This window comes from Sediminibacterium goheungense, from assembly GCF_004361915.1.
GTDB lineage: Bacteria > Bacteroidota > Bacteroidia > Chitinophagales > Chitinophagaceae > Sediminibacterium > Sediminibacterium goheungense.
Window position 1 is genome coordinate 1108250 of record NZ_SNWP01000011.1, and the last position, 19501, is coordinate 1127750.

12 protein-coding genes are annotated in these 19501 nt (G+C 41.0%); 6 read left to right on the forward strand and 6 right to left on the reverse strand.

Going from position 1 to position 19501, the window contains the following annotated elements; all coding sequences use genetic code 11:
• Nucleotides 1-130: 130 nt before the first annotated feature.
• From BC659_RS12480 to BC659_RS12495, 4 genes are all read right to left on the reverse strand, one after another.
• Nucleotides 131-6391, reverse strand: coding sequence for an alpha-2-macroglobulin family protein (locus tag BC659_RS12480; protein ID WP_133475086.1), 6261 nt, complete (start codon nt 6389-6391; stop codon nt 131-133).
• A 403-nt stretch (nt 6392-6794) separates the two neighbouring features.
• Nucleotides 6795-7667, reverse strand: a complete 873-nt coding sequence (gene sucD / locus BC659_RS12485) for a succinate--CoA ligase subunit alpha (protein WP_133475087.1) — start codon at nt 7665-7667, stop codon at nt 6795-6797.
• A 99-nt stretch (nt 7668-7766) separates the two neighbouring features.
• A complete protein-coding gene (locus BC659_RS12490) occupies nt 7767-8606 on the reverse strand; it encodes a DUF4198 domain-containing protein (RefSeq protein WP_133475088.1) in 840 nt (279 codons plus the stop codon).
• A gap of 115 nt (nt 8607-8721) precedes the next feature.
• Complete coding sequence (locus tag BC659_RS12495) at nt 8722-10707, reverse strand: PKD domain-containing protein (RefSeq protein ID WP_133475089.1); 1986 nt, start codon at nt 10705-10707, stop codon at nt 8722-8724.
• 303 nt (nt 10708-11010) lie between these two features.
• Between BC659_RS12495 and efp the strand changes: the two genes are divergently transcribed.
• The 4 genes from efp (at nt 11011) to BC659_RS12515 (ending at nt 14841) form a co-directional block, all read left to right on the forward strand.
• Nucleotides 11011-11577: an elongation factor P gene (gene efp, locus BC659_RS12500; RefSeq protein WP_133475090.1), complete on the forward strand. Its 567-nt coding sequence runs from the start codon at nt 11011-11013 to the stop codon at nt 11575-11577.
• Between the two features lie 215 nt (nt 11578-11792).
• Nucleotides 11793-12272, forward strand: coding sequence for an acetyl-CoA carboxylase biotin carboxyl carrier protein (gene accB, locus BC659_RS12505; RefSeq protein WP_133475091.1), 480 nt, complete (start codon nt 11793-11795; stop codon nt 12270-12272).
• A 120-nt stretch (nt 12273-12392) separates the two neighbouring features.
• Nucleotides 12393-13730, forward strand: a complete 1338-nt coding sequence (gene accC, locus BC659_RS12510) for an acetyl-CoA carboxylase biotin carboxylase subunit (protein WP_133475092.1) — start codon at nt 12393-12395, stop codon at nt 13728-13730.
• Nucleotides 13731-13857: 127 nt separating this feature from the next.
• Entirely contained in the window at nt 13858-14841 is a 984-nt protein-coding gene (locus BC659_RS12515) for a Kelch repeat-containing protein (protein WP_133475093.1), read from the forward strand.
• A gap of 96 nt (nt 14842-14937) precedes the next feature.
• Here BC659_RS12515 and BC659_RS12520 read toward each other — a convergent pair whose 3' ends face one another.
• Together BC659_RS12520 and BC659_RS12525 are read right to left on the reverse strand one after the other, a co-directional pair.
• Nucleotides 14938-15330: a hypothetical protein gene (locus BC659_RS12520; protein ID WP_133475094.1), complete on the reverse strand. Its 393-nt coding sequence runs from the start codon at nt 15328-15330 to the stop codon at nt 14938-14940.
• Between the two features lie 215 nt (nt 15331-15545).
• Nucleotides 15546-17729, reverse strand: coding sequence for a glutamine synthetase III family protein (locus BC659_RS12525; protein WP_133475095.1), 2184 nt, complete (start codon nt 17727-17729; stop codon nt 15546-15548).
• Between the two features lie 253 nt (nt 17730-17982).
• Between BC659_RS12525 and BC659_RS12530 the strand changes: the two genes are divergently transcribed.
• Both BC659_RS12530 and BC659_RS12535 read left to right on the forward strand, forming a co-directional pair.
• Entirely contained in the window at nt 17983-18507 is a 525-nt protein-coding gene (locus tag BC659_RS12530; protein WP_133475096.1) for a hypothetical protein, read from the forward strand.
• Between the two features lie 96 nt (nt 18508-18603).
• Nucleotides 18604-19326: a head GIN domain-containing protein gene (locus BC659_RS12535; protein ID WP_133475097.1), complete on the forward strand. Its 723-nt coding sequence runs from the start codon at nt 18604-18606 to the stop codon at nt 19324-19326.
• The last annotated feature ends 175 nt before the right edge of the window (nt 19327-19501 follow it).

The following is a 19501-nucleotide window of genomic DNA, read 5'->3' on the forward strand; positions in this document are numbered from 1 at the left end:
CAGATGTCAGATGTCAGATGTCAGATGTCAGATGTCAGATGTCAGATGTCAGATGTCAGACATTTTTTGATTCGCAAGTTACTACATTCCATCAATCCTACATCTGAGATCTGCGATCTGCCATCAGACATTACTCCTCTACTCTTATCATCATACCACCCGAATTTGCAGTGAACTCGGGTGCGTACATGCATTGTATACTGGCATTACCGGTTGAGAATACACCTGTATGTGTGATGAATACCGGGTAATCGAAAACATAAGTGCCTTTCCGCAGCTGACTGATAAAGAAGTTGGAACTGGCATCTTTGGTACTTTCATAATAGCCCAGTCCATCCTGCCATTTATAACCACTTAGTACATTTACCGGTTCCATAGTAGAAGCCCTGGTATCTTTCAGGTGCAGGTATTCCATTTCACGATCGCTTTTAATGGTTAAACGAACCACTACTTTATCGCCGGGTTTCAAGACATCGTTTTCATTTACCACATCGAGTACTTTACCATTATTACTATAGCGTTCGATGAATAATTGTTTCGTAACAGATAAAGGTGTTGCAGACAGTTTGATTTTATCCATGTCTTCAAAATACTGCCAGTAAATACTGCCCCATGAAGGACTTTGTATTTGCTGTTTACCCTTGGTTTGTACCGTGATTTTTATATTACCCATTTCAGGGTTCACTAAGCGGCCTTCAATTCTTTGCTGAAAATAACCTGTTCCGGCTTCTGTTGGTTGATCCTGACTGCTAAAACTGGTATTGCCTAACTGTATACGGATGTTTTTATCGGTATATAAAAGATCTGTTCCTGTCATTAACAATGCATAACAGGCTTCAGCCGTGGCAACGGTGGTGTTCCAATGATTGGTTTGCTTATTGAGCAGTAACCAGTTTCTGGCTTCATCGATGGCTGTATTACCATCGCTCATGGGTTGTCCCTGTTGAAGCTCCTGTAAGAACTGGATCATTGTTGCCTGATGTTCAACAGGTGTCTGGTACCATGAATAGGTTAACCTGTCTTTCCAGTAAAGTGAAGCTTTCGCCTCATCTCTCACTGTATTTTCCAGGATAGCGGTTCGGATATTTACGTTCACATAGCGAATCTCATTATTGCGATAATACACCAAACCCAACAAAGCACGATTATAAATAGATTGTTGCTGAATCTGATATTTCCCCCGGTTATAAAAGAACTGATAAGCTTCTGCATACTTAGGTAATGCAATATCACGGAAAAAACTACGCATATAGAGATACTGGATATGTGAGGTTGAAATATGGTTACGTGTTGTATCCAGTTTGGCTTTTTTCCAGTATTGATATTCTTTGTTGATTTCCTCATCCAGGAAGCGAATGGCTTTCTCAATAACAGGTTTGAGCTGAATGGCAATATCGGGTGTTAGTGCACCGGTTCTTTTTAATTTGCCGATACCAGTGAGTACATAATTGGTCATATAGCGATCTCCATAACCACCTTTGAACCAACTGAAGCTGCCGTCGGATAGTTGCATATCCTGTAATTTTTTTACCAGTTGATCTGCCTGCTGATTTAACCGGAACATATCGAATAGCAGGGCGATATTTTTTTGTTGTTCTTCCTGACTTTGCGCGGCAAATACCCATGGGGTTTCTTCCAGCATGATTTGTTTCAGCGATTCATTCAGTGCCAGTTTACTTTTTGGGGTAGCGGTATCTTTTAACCAGGCCTCAAATACTTTTTTAATTTTCGGATCCCTGTTTACAATATAAGTCCCCAGTGCATTGGCATAAAAGCGGTTGAAAGTCTGTTCCACACATTCATATGGATATTCCATCAGATAAGGTAGTGCGCGGATCGCTTCCCAAATCGGATTAGCTGTGTAGTTGATGGTGATACCTTCATGTGTTAAACTTGGACTATTCGCCTGAAGTAATTTCTCAAAGCGAAATAACTGTGTAGTATCTTTTGTAATGAGAACAGGTAAACTTTCTGTCACCAGTTGACGATTGGTTAATACGGGTAACATATTTTCCTCCCCGTCACTATATTTATCTGCTCTGGCAATGAGGCGCCAGCTCAATGTTTTATTAAAGCTGAACGGAACCTGTATCGGAAATTTAATAGCCGTGCTTTGTCCGGCAGCTGCCGTAAAATACTGAACCGGAAATACATTCTGGAACCAGCCATCTACTGAACTGCCTGTGGCAGCATCTATGAGTTCAAGTGTTACCTGACCGGATAATTCTTTGTCGCTCAGATTTACAACCTTGCCGCTGAACTCTAATTTATCGCCTTCTCTGATAAAACGGGGTGCATTGGCCTGTGCCATCAATGTTTTCTGGGTGATGATGCTGGTGCTGTTGGTTCCAAAAGCAAGGTCCTTGGTATGTGCCAGACTCATCCATTTCCATTTGGTTAAGGCATCAGGCATGGTGAAACTGAAACTATAATTACCGGCAGTATCTGCATATAGATTGGGAAAGAAGAAAGCTGTTTCGTTGAAATTTTTTCGGATGGTAACAGGTGTTTCTTCCTCGGGTACGGCTGTGTTATTTTTATCCAAAGTTGAATTCCCTCTGATGCCGATATTCATCATCATACTCGTATCAGCCATTACAAGAGCGAAATTCGATGTATTGGTAATAGATGGCAATGAATTGGTATTAGCAAGTTGAGATATAGTGCCTGCACTAAAACTATACATCGTTTTTTTATCATAACTTTCTTCTTTCCTCATTCTTGCTCCTTTACTACTTGCCATGTTGTATCCAACCACATTCTCTAGCATTTTTTCTACATGCTTTTTCAGTTTATCAGAAACATTGGCATACGTAATCCACTGGCGGATATTGCGTTCATACAAATCAGTATTGCTTTCAGCGAGTCGGTCAACTGTTTCTGTATATTCAGGCAGGTAATCAAAAATGGCTATGGGATTTTCATATTGATTGCTGATGATGAAATTCCGGGTGGGTGTAAAATAGTTGGTAAAACTATTCGGCCGCCACAGGAGAGGTGTATTCAACTGATGGTTCCTGAACTGATCGAGTGATGCATCATACATCGTAGTGAGTAATTCAGCTGCAAGGTTTTCATGCTTTGAACCCTTTACCTGAACCGTCCAGGTTTCTTTGCTGCCCGGTTCGATTTTGTTCCTGAATGTCTGGTATGAAATATTCAGTTGTTTATTGCTCCAGGGTATTTCAATATTCGTCAGGAAAGTATACAAGCGGTTATGTAAAATATAAGCTTCTGCAATGGCAGCACCACCCCGGTCGGTTTCCGTAGCTGTGAATATTTGCTCACTGAGTCCCTTTTTTCTGGCCTCGTATTCTATAAACGATGAATTATTTTTTGTGGCTGTTTTCTTAATCACAAAAAGCTCTTTCGCAGCAGAGCCACTCAGGTATAGGGCCGTGTCGCCAGGTTCTATGGTTGTTTTTACATCATGGGTAAATTGATAAACCGTATTGGGCATTTGTCCGGTACGGCTATTGAATACCCCGATATAATGTAGTGTCCTAACCTGCTGGCCATCTTTATCGGTGGTAATGGCTTCTATTTTATACTGACCAGCTTCCAATGGTTGCTGTAAGATGAAAGATGCCTTTTCTTTGGTATTTATCCTTCCTTCTTCTACCAGCTTTAGTACAGGCCAGGTCAGCATATCTGTTTCTGAAGCATATTCATCGTGAGGAAAAAGAGATATAAATTCCTTTTCATTCAGGATGAACTGATCCGGCTTTTCCCACAGTCTTTTGCGGATCAATCTCTCGGGTGTTTGTAATGCGTATACTTTGATGCTTACATTGGCGGGTTCTGGCTCATTACTGAGGTTGGTTGTTTTTACAAGGATGGCTTTTGCATCTTTACTATCAATTAGCTTAGGATTCTCAATGGTTAGTTGCAATGACTGATAACCAACGGTAATTTCTGTGCTGGCAGTTCTGGTTTCTCCGTTTTTATCGGTTACAGTGGCATTTACGGTGAATGCAAAAACTGTATGGTTATCATCCTCCTTACGTATATCATCTGCACTGGCAGTAAAAGATATGGTAAAGTTACCTGAAGCATCAGTAATAAGATTGCCATTGCTTATTTCCCTGCTGTTATCGTATCTTGAAGATCCTCTCCAATACCAGGGATATACACGTCTGATATTGCGTGTAACCTGATACGATACTTTGGCGCCATCGATATTATTGCCTGCAAAAGCTTTTGCATTACCGATAAGCCTGATACTATCGTTTAAACGATAACTGCCTTTGGGTTTTTCGAAGGCAACACTGTAAGTGGGTCTTTTGTATTCTTCTACTGAAAAATAAGCACTGCCATTTTTTATACTGTTGGTTACAATACTGAAATATCCGGTGAGTGCCTTAGCCGGTAATTGAAATTTTCCATGAAAGGAGCCATATTCATTCAGTGTAAATCGAAGGGAATCTATTTTTTTGCCATTCACGTCCTGTAAAATGGCCCAGCCGGTATCTTTTTGCAATAGCTTACTTTTTTGGGTTCCATACTCTCGGGTAACGCCGATGCCTTTATAATAAACAGTTTGGCCGGGTCTGTAAATAGACCTGTCAGTGAAAAAGAAAACCTGTCTGTTGTTTTTTTCAAATTTTATCCGGTTCTCTTCTTCAGGTTGCAGGATATCATCATTGGCGACAGCATTATAATATTCGTATTCCGCTGTCATGAATTTCAACTGGTCATTACCCTTTTCAAAATGATAACGGTAGTAACCATTGTTATTCTTTTCCGGGAAAATAAAATGTCCGTTTTTATCTGTAAGCTGTTTGGCTACTGTCTGGAAATCAGACTTTCTGGTAGTATTGTTATAAGATTGCTTTTGAATAGTAACTTTTACATCCTGTAAGGGTTTACCTGTTTCACGATTCAATACAAAAAAATCGGCCCCATTTTTTATGTAACTGATATTTGATACTATAAAAGGCAGGTATCGTAACCGGCTAAGGCTGTCATTGAATAGTACATCATTGGAACACAATAGCGCATAGTTACCAGGAGCCAAACCGGGTAGAGCCAATTCAGTTCCATGGGTCTGGTGATCATTGGTGCGGGGAAGTGCAAATGATAAGGACTTAAGCTGTTTTTGTTTCGAAATTTTTTGCCAGAATGGTTTGCTCCAGAACTGGTCGCCAGACATATCCTCCTCATCTATTTTCAAAATACGGATATAGATACTATCCATATTTCTGTAATCCAGTTTTGCGCGGAAAGGCTGGTTGGGTATATTCACCCATTCAGTTTGTACCATCAGTTGAACGGTATGGATGGCAGACAACTGGTTCTTCATTTTAATCACACCAGAAGCGGTGCTGTCATATAAAGGAATGGCGTCTTTTATGATCTTTTTTGCTTTCACATAGGCATACCTGTTGGCTGTATCACCAAAGGGTGTATAACCAGAAGCACGGTTGATATACAGGGCGGCTAATTGCGACCAGACTTCTGCTGTGCCGGAATAATTTTTGTATTGGGTAGTAAGCTGCATTAAAGTCTGTTCATATTTCTCTTCCCTGTTAGTGAAAATGCCATGTGTATATACCCAGTTGATTCTTTCCTGATCCAGGTACAGTAAAAGTTCTTTATCCCTATCGTTGCTATGGTGTTTTAAAATCTTTTTATATAGGGATAGTGATTGCCATAAATAGGAACTACTATCCGTTGTATGGAAGTTCGTCTGTATGAAAGCTGGTAATGGGGAAAGGGCTTTTTCATCCTTCAGTGAAAAAGTCTCAATAGGGTTACGTACATACGAAGAACCATATTTAAAAAATTCAAGGGCTTCTCTGATAGCCAGGTCGAATAAACTACTGTTGGCAAAAGCTTTTGTGCCCTTTATCAATACTGCATCAAATTGCTGCATAGGTATAGATTGCAGCAATGATTCTTCTTTTATACACCTCAGATAAAGAGAAGATATTTCAGTATAAAAGTCATTCATAGACCATGTGTCTATATCTTTTGATACCTTGGTTGCTGAAGGCTTTCTGTTGTAAATCTGCCAGCGGTAATCATTACAATAACGGATCATTTTCTTGGCCAGTAATAGCTGTAATACAGCTTTTACTACCGGTACTTTTTCTGTATCAATTTCAGTGCTGAGGTCTGCTATGATTTCTTTGTAACCTTTTTCTGTAATGTTGTTCTCAAGGCTATAACGATAAATAAGGCTTTTCAGCTTCTGTGCAGGAAGGTTTCTTTGCGAAGCTTTCTGATAGAGTTCATTTACTTTGGTTAATGCCGTCTTGTTTAAACCCTTTTCGAGGATTAATGTATCGATGGTAAACCATTCTTTCAGAAAACTGGTATCAGTCTGTGTACGCTGTGCTGAAATTGTAAAAGAAAAAAAGAAAAAGAAAACTGCTAAGCTGTAACGCATGCGGTAAAATTTAGTAGAAAAATACGTTCTATTTATATGGGATGCAAACTTGCCACAAATTACACAGCTATCCGGGCTATTAACAAAAGTTTACACATAAAACAATTCTCTGTGTACACTCCTTTTCTCTGCTAAAAAAATATCGTGGTTGAAGGTCATGTGCTAAAAACGAAAGCTTGCAGTTTTCACCGCAAGCTTTACCCCCAATTTGTAGTTGTTTGAATACTCGTTTGAGTGTTTCTTAACATCTGCAATTTGCATGCTTATGGTCAATAAAACAATACCATTAATTGGGTATTTAATGAAATAATAATCTGTTAACAAAGTATAAGAAAGGATGGGTTGCAGGCATAAAAAAGGCCTGTGTTTGAAGCAGGCCTTTCTATACTATAAAGATACGATTTTATTTTTTAAGTGCGGCAGCCATGGTTTTACCGATATCGGCTGGGCTGGCTACTACATCGATACCGCATTCTGCCATAATTTTCATTTTGGCTTCAGCAGTATCATCTGCGCCCCCAATAATAGCTCCAGCATGACCCATACGGCGACCCGGAGGTGCGGTTTGACCGGCAATGAAACCAACAACCGGTTTTGTTTTATTGTCTTTGATCCAGCGTGCGGCATCGGCTTCCATGCTTCCACCGATTTCACCAATCATAATGATACCATCCGTTTCAGGATCGTTCATTAATAATTCTACGGCTTCTTTGGTAGGGGTACCGATAATAGGGTCGCCACCGATACCAATCGCTGTACTGATACCCAGTCCGGCTTTCACCACCTGGTCAGCAGCCTCATAAGTAAGGGTACCACTTTTGGAAACGATACCGATACGACCTGGCTTGAAGATGAATCCGGGCATAATACCCACTTTGGCTTCACCTGCGGTAATTACACCAGGACAGTTAGGACCAATGAGGCGGGTAGGTTTACCCAACATATAATTCTTCACTTTTACCATATCCTGTACAGGAATGCCTTCCGTAATACAAACGATCAGACCAATACCTGCATCTGTTGCCTCCATAATAGCATCTGCTGCAAAAGCTGGTGGAACGAAGATGATGCTCACATTGGCACCTGCTGTTTTTACTGCATCAGCTACTGTATTGAACACCGGACGGTCGAGATGGGTGCTGCCGCCCTTGCCGGGTGTTACGCCGCCTACTACGTTGGTGCCATACTCAATCATCTGTGTAGCATGAAATGTGCCCTCTGTTCCGGTAAAACCCTGAACAATGATTTTCGAATTTTTATTCACTAATACTGCCATGGTAATGGATTCTTGTATGTTCAAATTTGGCGCAAAAATAGGAGAAAATGAACGGATACCACCCAATGATCCAAACTTTGTTCAAGAGATAGCCCCGGATCAGCGTACAGCGCTGAAAAAAGAAGAATATTCAAAATGCAGACTGGCCCAGTAACTCTGCCATTCGGCTTTTTCATCTCCATTCAGCCTTTCCATATAAACGGCACTTACCATAAAAGGACCTGAATATCTCTTAACTTTTACTGTTCCCCGGTTATTGGTGCGGTATTCCTCCATTCGGCCTGTACCATTTTTTTCCCGGTTCCAGGTCTTTACCAGCAGATTGGCCAAAGGCTTACCCTTAAACAATACCCTGAATGTAACGGTTGGTAATTTGTCTGCAGGTGCCATAGCGGGAGAAGCATAGGGGTTCTCAAATGGAATAATGTCGAGCGGGAGCCCTGTTGGCTTTGTACAGGCATCCGTTTTCAGGTCGCCTACCTGAATAATGGTTTTTACAGAACGCTGATAGTATTCCTTTCCCGGCTTTGTGGTCTCATTGTTTTTTTGACGGAAATCGATAGCCGTCTGTAATCCATCTTCTTTCAGGTAATCATTGAATTTATCTGAGTCCAGTTCAATATGTGAATTGGTGCTGTTGAATATAACCATATGTGTGCCCTCCGTTTGTAATGGCAACCTGATGGAATCTCCTTTCTGTATGGATAGTCTGTCTGCAATATCTACCTGCGTTCCATTGGGAAGATAATGGGAGAGTTGTTTGATTTTTTCTTTATTACCCGTCCAGTTTTCGCCGGTGAAATTTTCACCTACCCGAAAACGTATCAAGGCAATATCACGTATTGTATAAAAATATTTATCAGGACTCAGCCAGAATTCATGGGCATTAAGTAAGACAGAGGATATAAGCAACAGGAAAACAAGTAAAGTTTTTTTCATGGCTGAAAATTACAAAAAAGCCATCATGTCTCTGTTCCTGAAAATTGTTAGCCATAGATACACTGATTATTGTAATCTGTGCATCTATGGCTAACAATCTAATTTTTTTGAAAACTTATAATTTATAGAACAACCTGCTATCGTTACCAATGGCGCTGGTTACGCGCAGGAAATAAGGACCTGTTTTTAATTCAACTGCCGGCACTTCAATGAAGTTATTACCTGTTAATAAACCCTTTTTGGTTTTCCATTTGATGGTACCATAAATATCATAAATACCAATCTCCACTTCAATACCCATTTTGGTCCAGATAGTTGTTACAAAACGGGATAGGACCGGATTGGGATTGATTTGGAGTATTCTGATCCGTTGGCTGATGGGCTCATTGGTAGTACTGTCTTTTATTTCGAATACTTTACAAACCTCGCTACTACAGCCAGCCGCTGTTTTTATTTTCAGGCAAATGGTGTATATACCTTTCTGGCGGTACTCCTTTTCTGGTGATACTATGTTTCCACCCAATTCGGTTCCGTCACCAAATTTCCATTTTCGTTCTATGATACTATCGCCCGCAACAGCTGTTGAGCCGCTACTATTGAATTTTATTTTTTTCTGCGATAATCTTTCATCAGAAAATTTCACCACACACTGATTGTTTGGAATGGTATACGTAATATTCTCACAATACCTGCTTTCGCAGCCTTTTGCCGTTTTAATAATCAGACAAACGTTATACACTCCAGCTTTCCGGTATTGATAAACCGGATCTTTTCTGTTACCTGTTAAAGCAGCAGAGCTATCGCCAAAATACCAGGTTCTGCTTACGATGCTATCGCCTTGTGGGGCTATGGAACCCAGGCTGTTAAATTGTATGGACTGTTCTTTTTTTGTAAAACTGAATATGGCCTTACAATACAGCGGTGGGTTGATAATGATTGAATCCTTCACAACAATGGTATTGCAGTACATGGCCTCGCAACCTTTTACAGACTTTATTTTCAGGCAAACGGTATAAGAGCCCGTGTCTTTAAAAGTTTTCAAGGGGGTTATTTCATTGCCCTCCATGGCAGTTCCATCGCCAAAGATCCAGATGCGCTGTTTGATGCTGTCGCCACTTGACGCTAAACTTCTACCACTGTTAAAACGGTAACTACGGTTGCCGTTTTTTTCAAAAGTATAAGTGGCCGTACAACTTAAGGGTTCTGTAATTTCAATAGTGGTGCAGTATTTACTTTCGCAACCTTTGGCTGTTCTGGTATAAAGACATACCTGGTATTTGCCGGTTTTTGCATATTGGTAAACCAATTCTTTAGCAGCACTGTCTATAATTTTGCCATCACCCAATATCCAGCCATACCTGATGATGCTGTCATTACCCATAAAGCTACTGGTACTGTTGAGTATTATTTTTTTTCCATCACTACGGAAACTGAATTTAGCCTGACAGGTAACAGGTGGTGTAATCATGGAGTCGCGCACAATAATGGTTGCACATATTTTGTTTTCGCAACCTTTTTGTGTTTTGATCAATAGACAAACATTGTACACACCAGTGTCTTTGAATTCTTTTAAGGGATTGATTTCCTTTCCTTCGAGTATAGTGCCATCACCGAAAGTCCATCTTCTCACTACGATACTATCACCTGCCGGTATAGTACTGTTTCTGGAGCTGAATCGAAATGTTCTTCCTTGTATTTTTTCTGATGAAAGCACAGCTTTACAGGTAGTTGGCGGCGTGGTGGTATCGGGGCTACAGATTGTAAAATTACTTTCTGCATAATTGCTGGTGGTATTGATATTGGGATAGTTGATCAACAGTTTACCGTCGCAGTTCTCTGTACTCACTTTTATCTTTGTAATGGTACTGTTACAGCTAATGGTATCTATATAATAACCGTTCGGGTTTGTTTTAACCGTTTTAAACTGATAACAGGCGGCAGCGCCATTACTGCTATCGAGTGTAATGGTAATTGTTTTGTTTACAACAGGTTGGCCATTATTATATTTTACGGTACCCTTTACAATGATGGTATTTGCAAAGCTGCCGAGTGGAAGTAATACGAGTATGATACGGCAGATCAATCGGGTAAAATTATCCATAGGTTTAGTTTTTGATCTGATTAACAGATACCCTGTTTTTATTTACCGCAGTCCGGGTACGATATTTTTTTTGGATTGTGCATACCTCTGACTAACCTTCCTTTCTCTTTTTCTCCTTGTTATCTTCCCTTATTAAGGCAGGATTCAGTTGTAATATTTTTTTTGCAGCAAGAAGGGGAGAAAGGAAGGTTGTAGCTGGATATTCGTCAAAAACAGCCATTTACGAGGAGAAAATCTGCGATCTGCCATCTGCCATCCTCAAATCCCTCCAATTCCCTACTTTTGCGCCAGAAATAAAGTTTTATGGCAACTACATCAGACATCAGCCGTGGCATGATTTTAAAGCTTGACGGCAGTTTATATTCAGTGGTAGAGTTTGGCGAGAACAAAACCGCACGTGCTGCGGCTAAGGTTTGGGCCAAGCTGAAAGGCGTTGATAACAAACGTTCCATTGAAAAAACATGGAACAGCGGTGAAACCATTTTCCCTGTACGTGTTGAAAAGAAAGCTTTCCAGTACCTCTACAAAGACGAAAGCGGTTTTAATTTAATGAACAATGAAACCTTTGAGCAGATTGCGCTGGCTGAAGAAATGATTGATGCCCCGCAGTTCCTGAAAGATGGTTCTGAGGTATTTGTGTTCATTAATACAGAAACTGATCAGCCGATCGGAGCGGAATTACCAGAGAAAATTGTGGTAAAAATCACCTATTGTGAACCAGGTTTACGTGGTGATACTGCAACACGTGCCCTGAAAGCTGCTACCGTAGAAACAGGCGCTACCGTAATGGTTCCCCTGTTTGTAGAAGATGGGGAACTGATCCGCGTAAACACCAAAACCGGTGATTATGTGGAAAGAGTAAAAGAATAATGGATCATCCAGATAGGAAAAGGCGTCTTCGGATGCCTTTTTTGGTGAATAATGAATGGTCAATGGTGAATGTTGGACAACCTCTATTCACCATTGACCATTGACCATTCACAGGACATGAAAAAGACCAAAAAATCCCTGTTTTTATCAAAAAAAGGCTATTTTGCCCTCCAATTTGACCGAAACTAACCAGTTTTATCCCAAAAATTGCCATTATGGATTTAAAGCAAATTCACGAATTGATCAAGATCATCAATAAAAGTAATATTGGTGAAATCAGTATAGAAGATAAAGATGGTAAGGTAACCATCAAACAAAAAGAAGAGCAGTTAGTAACCGTAGCAGCAGCTGCCCCCGCCCCGCAAGTGTTTCACACAGCACCTGCCCCCGCTCCACAACCCGCTGCCGCCGCTCCTGCAGCACCTGCTGCACCGGCCGCCCCTAAAGCAGATAACCTCATTACTATAAAAAGTCCCATGATTGGTACTTTCTACCGCAGACCTTCTCCCGACAAGCCCATGCTGGCTGATGTTGGTACAGAGATCGCTCCTGGTAAAGTAGTATGTATTATTGAAGCGATGAAGCTGTTCAATGAAATTGAAAGTGAAATTAGTGGCACCATCGTAAAAGTACTGGTAGACGATGCCAGTCCTGTTGAATACGATCAGCCACTGTTCCTCGTAGAACCTAAATAATTTGAAAATGTAGCAATTTGAAAATTTGAAAATTGGGTAGTTCTATTTTTCAAATTTTCAGATTGTCTTGAACTCTCCATTTTCAAATTTTCAAATTTTCAAATTTTCAAATTAATCCTGATGTTCAAGAAAATACTGATTGCCAACAGGGGTGAGATTGCATTGCGTGTAATCCGAACCTGTCGTGAGATGGGCATTAAGACCGTTGCGGTTTATTCAACAGCTGATAAAGACAGCCTGCATGTGAAATTTGCAGATGAAGCTGTTTGTATCGGTAAACCCCAAAGTGTAGATTCTTACCTGAATATTCCACATATCATGGCGGCTGCCGAAATTACCAATGCAGATGCGATTCATCCCGGATATGGCTTTCTCGCTGAGAATGCCCGCTTCTCGCAGATATGTGCCGACCATGGTATCAAATTCATCGGACCTACTCCCGAGATGATCAATAAAATGGGAGATAAGATTACAGCAAAAGATACCATGATCAAAGCCGGTGTACCCGTTGTGCCCGGTGGCGAAGGTTTGCTGGAAAGTGTTGAGGAAGCCAAGAAACTGGCCAAAGAAATCGGTTACCCGGTCATCCTGAAAGCAACTGCCGGTGGTGGTGGTAAGGGTATGCGTGTGGTAACACAGGAAAGTGAACTGGAGAAAGCCTATACCACTGCACGTACAGAAGCTGCTGCAGCTTTCAAGAACGACGGCGTGTATATGGAGAAATTTGTAGAAGAACCACGTCATATCGAAATACAGGTAGCCGGTGACCAGTATGGTACCGTTTGCCATATGAGTGAACGTGATTGTTCTATCCAGCGCCGTCACCAGAAACTGGTGGAAGAATCACCTTCTCCATTTATGACCCCTGAACTGCGTAAGAAAATGGGTGAAGCTGCCTGTAAGGCTGCTGCTGCCATTAACTATGAAAGTGTCGGTACCATTGAGTTTCTGGTAGATAAGCACCGTAATTTCTACTTCATGGAAATGAATACACGTATCCAGGTAGAACATTGTGTAACAGAGGAAGTGATCAACTTCGATCTGATCAAAGAACAGATCAAGATTGCCATGGGAGAAAAAATCAGTGGGCGCAACTATGAACCTCAGATGCATGCCATCGAATGCCGTATCAATGCCGAAGATCCTTATAATGATTTCAGACCCTCACCCGGTAAGATTACGGTATTACATACACCCGGCGGACATGGTGTTCGGGTAGACAGCCATGTGTATGCTGGTTATGTGATTCCTCCTTACTATGATTCAATGATTGGAAAACTCATTACCATCGCGCAAACCCGTGAAGAAGCCATAGATACTATGTATCGTGCACTGAGCGAGTATGTGATTGAAGGTGTAAAAACAACCATTCCATTCCACTTACAACTTATGCAGAATGAGGATTTCAGGAAAGGTAATTTCACCACCAAGTTCCTGGAAACTTTTAAGATGAAATAATCATTGACTATCGTCAATTGTTAAAACCCCGGTAATATTGCCGGGGTTTTATATTTTCCATGGTGAATCCTTATGCAGTTTGACTGTGTATGCGTCTAAATGTATATTCATCATCTAAACCCCATTTATGAGATCCCAACTAATTGGCTGGCTGATCTTATGCATCAGTTGCTCTTCCGCACCTCAAGAAAGTCAGCATCATTCAACTGCAGTAACCAACGACAGTAATGGCTATGTATGGAAACAAATAATAGACAGTGCCGGGTGGAGAAAGAATTACAATTTTCAGCAATTTAGTATCGGAGATACCATATGGACTTTTCATCCCGATGGAAATTGGTATTCTATTGATCAGGGAAAGAACTGGATAAAATCATCTCTTACCAACGTGATTGATAACCATGCATTTTTAGACTATGTGGTATTTAAAGGGGCTGTATATGGATTGGGTTATTTTAAAGGAAATATTGAAAGCTTTGTTTACAAACCCCATATTTACCGGTCAACCAATATGAAATCATGGGAATTATTATCTGCATCCTCAAATATCCCCGATCGTTTTTTTTATCATCCGTTTGTTTTCAGGAATAAATTATGGTTGATTGGCGGGCAAGATAAAAACCAACAATATGCTGATATCTGGAACAGTGAAGATGGTATTCACTGGGTGAAGCAGAAGGATAATCTTGCATTTGGTAAAAGAAGTGGGAGCCAGATCGTTCAACTTGGTAATACTTTATATCTCCTGAACAACGATGTGTGGAGTTCTACAGATGGATTGAACTGGCAAAAAGAAACGGATGAAATTGTTCCCGGCGAACAGATTTTTGGATACGCAGCATTGGTATATGATGCCAAAATCTGGCTGCTCGGTTGTAACCGGAATGGTCAGTTTTCAAGTCAGGTACTAGTCAGCAGTGATGGAAAAAAATGGGATGGCATGGATGCTCCCTGGTCGCCGAGAGGTGGTATTGCAGCTGTCGTGCATCACGATAAAATTTTCATGACAGGTGGAAAGTATGGAGGTACACCCAACCATACAGAATTTGTATACAGTAACGATGTATGGATACTGGATAGAAAAAATAAGTCAGAAAAGAAACTTCCCTGAACCGATGTGTTGCAAAAATGGATATGCTGCAGATCGTACCGCAATAAAAAAGCTGCACCCATGAGTGCAGCTTTTTTATTGTGGTGTAAGTTGTATTTATTTTCCACCGCCTCCACCGCCACCTGGACGGTTTCTTCTCATTTCTGCATAATACTCATTAACAGCTTTAATCTGATCGTCAGTTAATGGAATAGCTTTCATTTTTTTCTCTCTTTCTTCGTTGGTTTCTTTCATTTTTTTGGCACGATCTTCTTCACTCAGGTCGCGTAAACCACGATTTTGTTGCTGAGCCCATATTTGTATTTCCAATACCTTATCGGCCTGTGCATCTGTGAGTTTTGTTTTCTCCATCAATCCGGGTTTCACACGCTGTTTCATCATTTCCAGCATCTGAGCAGGGTCCATTTGCTGACCGCCTCCGGGTTGTGCCATTGCTACAGTAAGGGTGCAGCAGAAAGCAATCGTTAAAAGGGCAATTACTTTTTTCATTGTTTTTAGTTTAGTTTAATAGATTATAGACAGAAAGTTAAGGTATTGGTTTATTCTGCAAAAATGAATATCGGTGAATGGTCGATGGTGAATGGTCAATGGATGAAGGGGGAGTAGTCAGTAGTGAGTAGTGAGTGGGGGGTATTCACCATTCACAAAAAAGCCCCGACCGGGAACGGTGCGGGGCTATTGATTGCTCAAGTCAAAAAGAACGATTATCTTAAAAACAACATCTCACGGTATTTGGGCAGGGTCCATTTTTCGTCATCTACCAGGTGTTCCAGTTTATCAACATGGTATCGGATCTCATCAAAATAAGTTGATTTGATCGACTCATACGAAATGGCTTTTTCACGGCTATCGGCGATATTATTGGCCACTTTACGGGCTTCCACCATCAGGTTTACTTTATCATGAATTACCTGAATATGTTCGCTCACTTCTTTCAGTATAGATAACTGGCTCTTATAAGCGGCTTCACCCAGACCTGCAGCTTTGAGCCCGTTTACATTGCTCAACAGTTCATTCTGGTACGCAATTGCGGCAGGAATGATATGGTTGATGGCCAGATCTCCCATGATACGGGCTTCGATCTGTACTTTCTTGATATATTTTTCCAGCTCAATTTCATGGCGTGCTTCCAGTTCTGTATGACTGTATACACCATTACTTTCGAACAGTTTTTTAGCTTTATCTGTAACCATGGCATCCAGTGCAACCGGTGTTGTTTTCAGGTTGGGTAAACCACGACGCTCAGCTTCTTTGTGCCATTCGTCGCTATAACCATCTCCTTCAAACAATACATTTTTACTTTCCACAATGTATTTCTGAATCACCTGCATGATGGCGATTTCTTTTTTGTCGCCTTTTTCTATCAGGGCATCAACATCTGCTTTGAATTTCTTCAGGGTATCTGCCATGATGGTATTCAATACGGTCATAGAAATAGCACAGTTGGCAGAAGAACCTACCGCACGGAACTCAAACTTGTTACCGGTAAAGGCAAAAGGAGAAGTACGGTTACGGTCTGTATTATCCAGCATCAGCTCAGGAATACTGCGGTGCAGATCGAGTTTCAGGATGGCTTCATCCTGCTCATCGAATTTGGTGCTTACCCTGGTTTCAATATCTGATAATACTTTAGCGAGGTACTGACCTACGAATACAGAAATGATGGCAGGCGGTGCTTCATTGGCACCCAGACGGTGATCGTTGGGAGCAGAAGCGATGGCTGCACGCATAATATCTGCATAATCATGAACAGCTTTGATGGTATTCACAAAGAAGGTCAGGAACATCAGGTTGGTCTTAGGCGTTTTACCGGGAGCCAGCAGGTTAACACCTGTATCGGTAGCCATACTCCAGTTATTGTGTTTACCGCTACCATTGATACCTGCAAAAGGTTTCTCATGTAACAATACCACCAGCTTATGACGCTTGGCCACCCGGCTCATCACATCCATTAATAAGGTATTGTGGTCAACAGCAATATTTACTTCTTCAAAAATCGGCGCACACTCAAACTGCGCAGGTGCTACTTCATTGTGGCGTGTGCGTAAAGGAATACCCAACTTATAAGCTTCCTGCTCGTAATCTCTCATAAACGCATATACACGCTCAGGAATAGAGCCAAAATAATGGTCTTCCAACTGCTGACCTTTTGCAGGAGAGGCACCAAATACGGTACGACCGCACTGTACAAGATCGGGACGTGCAGTGGCAAGTGCTTCATCGATAACAAAATACTCCTGTTCCCAACCTAGGGTAGGTGTTACTTTGGTTACGTTTTTATCGAAGAAATTACATACTTCCACTGCTGATTTGTTCAGTGCCTCAATGGCTTTCAGCAACGGCGCTTTATAGTCGAGTGATTCGCCGGTATAAGAAACGAAAATGGTAGGAATACATAAGGTTTTGCCCTGACCAATTTCAATAATAAATGCAGGTGAAGAAGGGTCCCAGGCAGTATAACCGCGGGCCTCGAAAGTAGCACGTAAACCACCGCTGGGGAAAGAAGAAGCATCAGGCTCCTGTTGAATCAGTGCTGCTCCGTCGAATTCTTCGATTGCAGTGCCATCTCCTTTCAGGGTAAAGAAAGAATCGTGTTTTTCAGCAGTGGTACCGGTAAGTGGCTGAAACCAGTGCGTATAGTGGGTAACCCCTTTACTCTCTGCCCAGGCACGAATGCCATTGGCAATCTGATTGGCTACGTTACGGTCAATTTTTTTACCGCCACGGATACTGGTAATAAGGCTTTTATAAGCTTCATCGCTCAGGAATTCACGGGCTGTTTTCAGGGTAAAAACATTGGTTCCGAATATGCCGGTAATCTTGGTACTGGCCGGAATACTTGTCTCATTGTTGTTGATGCTGCTGATCGCATTAAAGCGTAAAGACATAAGGTAAGTTTTTTTGACAGCGTAAAAATAAGGTTAATAAACCCATAATTTCACTAGATCAACTTAAAAATGATAAAAAAATGGGTGATTTGTGGAAAAATATAAATATGTAATATTTTATAATTTGTTTTATTTATTTCCCCTTTTTTTACATAAATATTTGATAAACAATTTGTTAATCTGATTTTTGATCTTTTTTTGGCGTATTATGTAATTAATAGACGAGTTTAGCGACTTATAAATAAAACTAAAAATGAAAAAGTTCTTCGTTGTTGTATGTGCATGGATGGGTATGGCATTTATGCCCCTGACTACCGATTGGAAAACGGTGGAGGTTGTTGAAAAAGTAAAAGTGAGTATGCCCACTGAACCCGTGGCAGTAGATGCAGCCGGTGGGCCCCAGCAGATAAGGAAATCGGTTATGGCCGATTCTACAGAATTGGTACTGATGGTATTGGACTTTACAAAATTGGGTGTAAGTGAAGAACAACTGGAAGCTTTAAAAGATACCGAAGATTTTAAGGAACAGATTAAAATGGGTATTACACAAAGTGCAGGTGTGGTAGTAAAAGCAGAGTCGGAAGGTAAATACAACGATAAGCACCTCTATTATCAGTTTGACCTGGAAGTCGAAAAAAATGGTAAAAAAGTTACCAATACCACCCGTATGGTTTTCTACAAGAAATATGCATTATCCCTTACCTGTCAGAATGGAACCGGGGGCGTAAAAAAAGAAATCCAGGATCAGTATTTCAATTCGCTGGTAATTACGGAATAAGCAGCATTGATCTGAAATATATTGAAAGCAGCCTGTCAGGCTGCTTTTTTTGTAACATTTTTTGCTTCACCCCGTTTCACGACTAAACATACTGATATGAAAAAAATATTCTTTTTGATGGGTTTGCTGGTAACTGTGGGCAGTTTTGCGCAATGGAACTGGTTTAAAGTAGACGGAAACGGCGTGTATAAAAAAGAAACCCGCGAAGTAGGCAGCTTTTCCGGAATAACTTCTTCGGGTTCATGGGATGTAATGCTGGCTTATGGCAATAGCAATTCTATTGAGATAGAAGGCGATGAAAACCTACTGGAATATATTGAGACCAAGGTAGAAAACGGTAAGCTGAATATCCGGGCCCGTAAAAACGGAAATATCCGGTCTAAAAATAAGATTGTGGTGTATGTAACCGTCAGTGATATAAAGGGCTTGTATCTCTCTGGCAGTGGCGATATGATCGGGAAGGGTAATTTTTCGAATACAGGTACTACCAATGTAGCCGTGTCGGGTTCCGGAAGTATTAAACTTGATTTTGGTCGTTTTGCTGAAATAGATGCATCTGTATCAGGCAGCGGCAGTATTATCCTTAAAGGTACATCCAATCAGGTAGATGCCAGAATCAGTGGCAGCGGCAGCATCAACTGTAAAGAAGTGGTAAGTGATGATGTTACCGCCCATATCAGCGGCAGTGGTAATATCCGTGTACAGGCCAATACATCAATTGATGCCCGTATTTCGGGTAGTGGTAATATATATTATACCGGCGGAGCAAAAAATGTTCGTACCCATAAAGCGGGTAGTGGCAGGGTGGTGAAAGGATGAGGAGTGGGAATGGTCAATGGTGAATGAAAAAAAATATTGTGCTTGCACAATATTGATTGTCGGGGTCGAGTTTCGTTTATTGACCATTGACCATTGACCATTGACCATTGACCATTGACCATTGACCATTGACCATTGACCATTGACCATTGACCATTGACCATTGACCATTGAC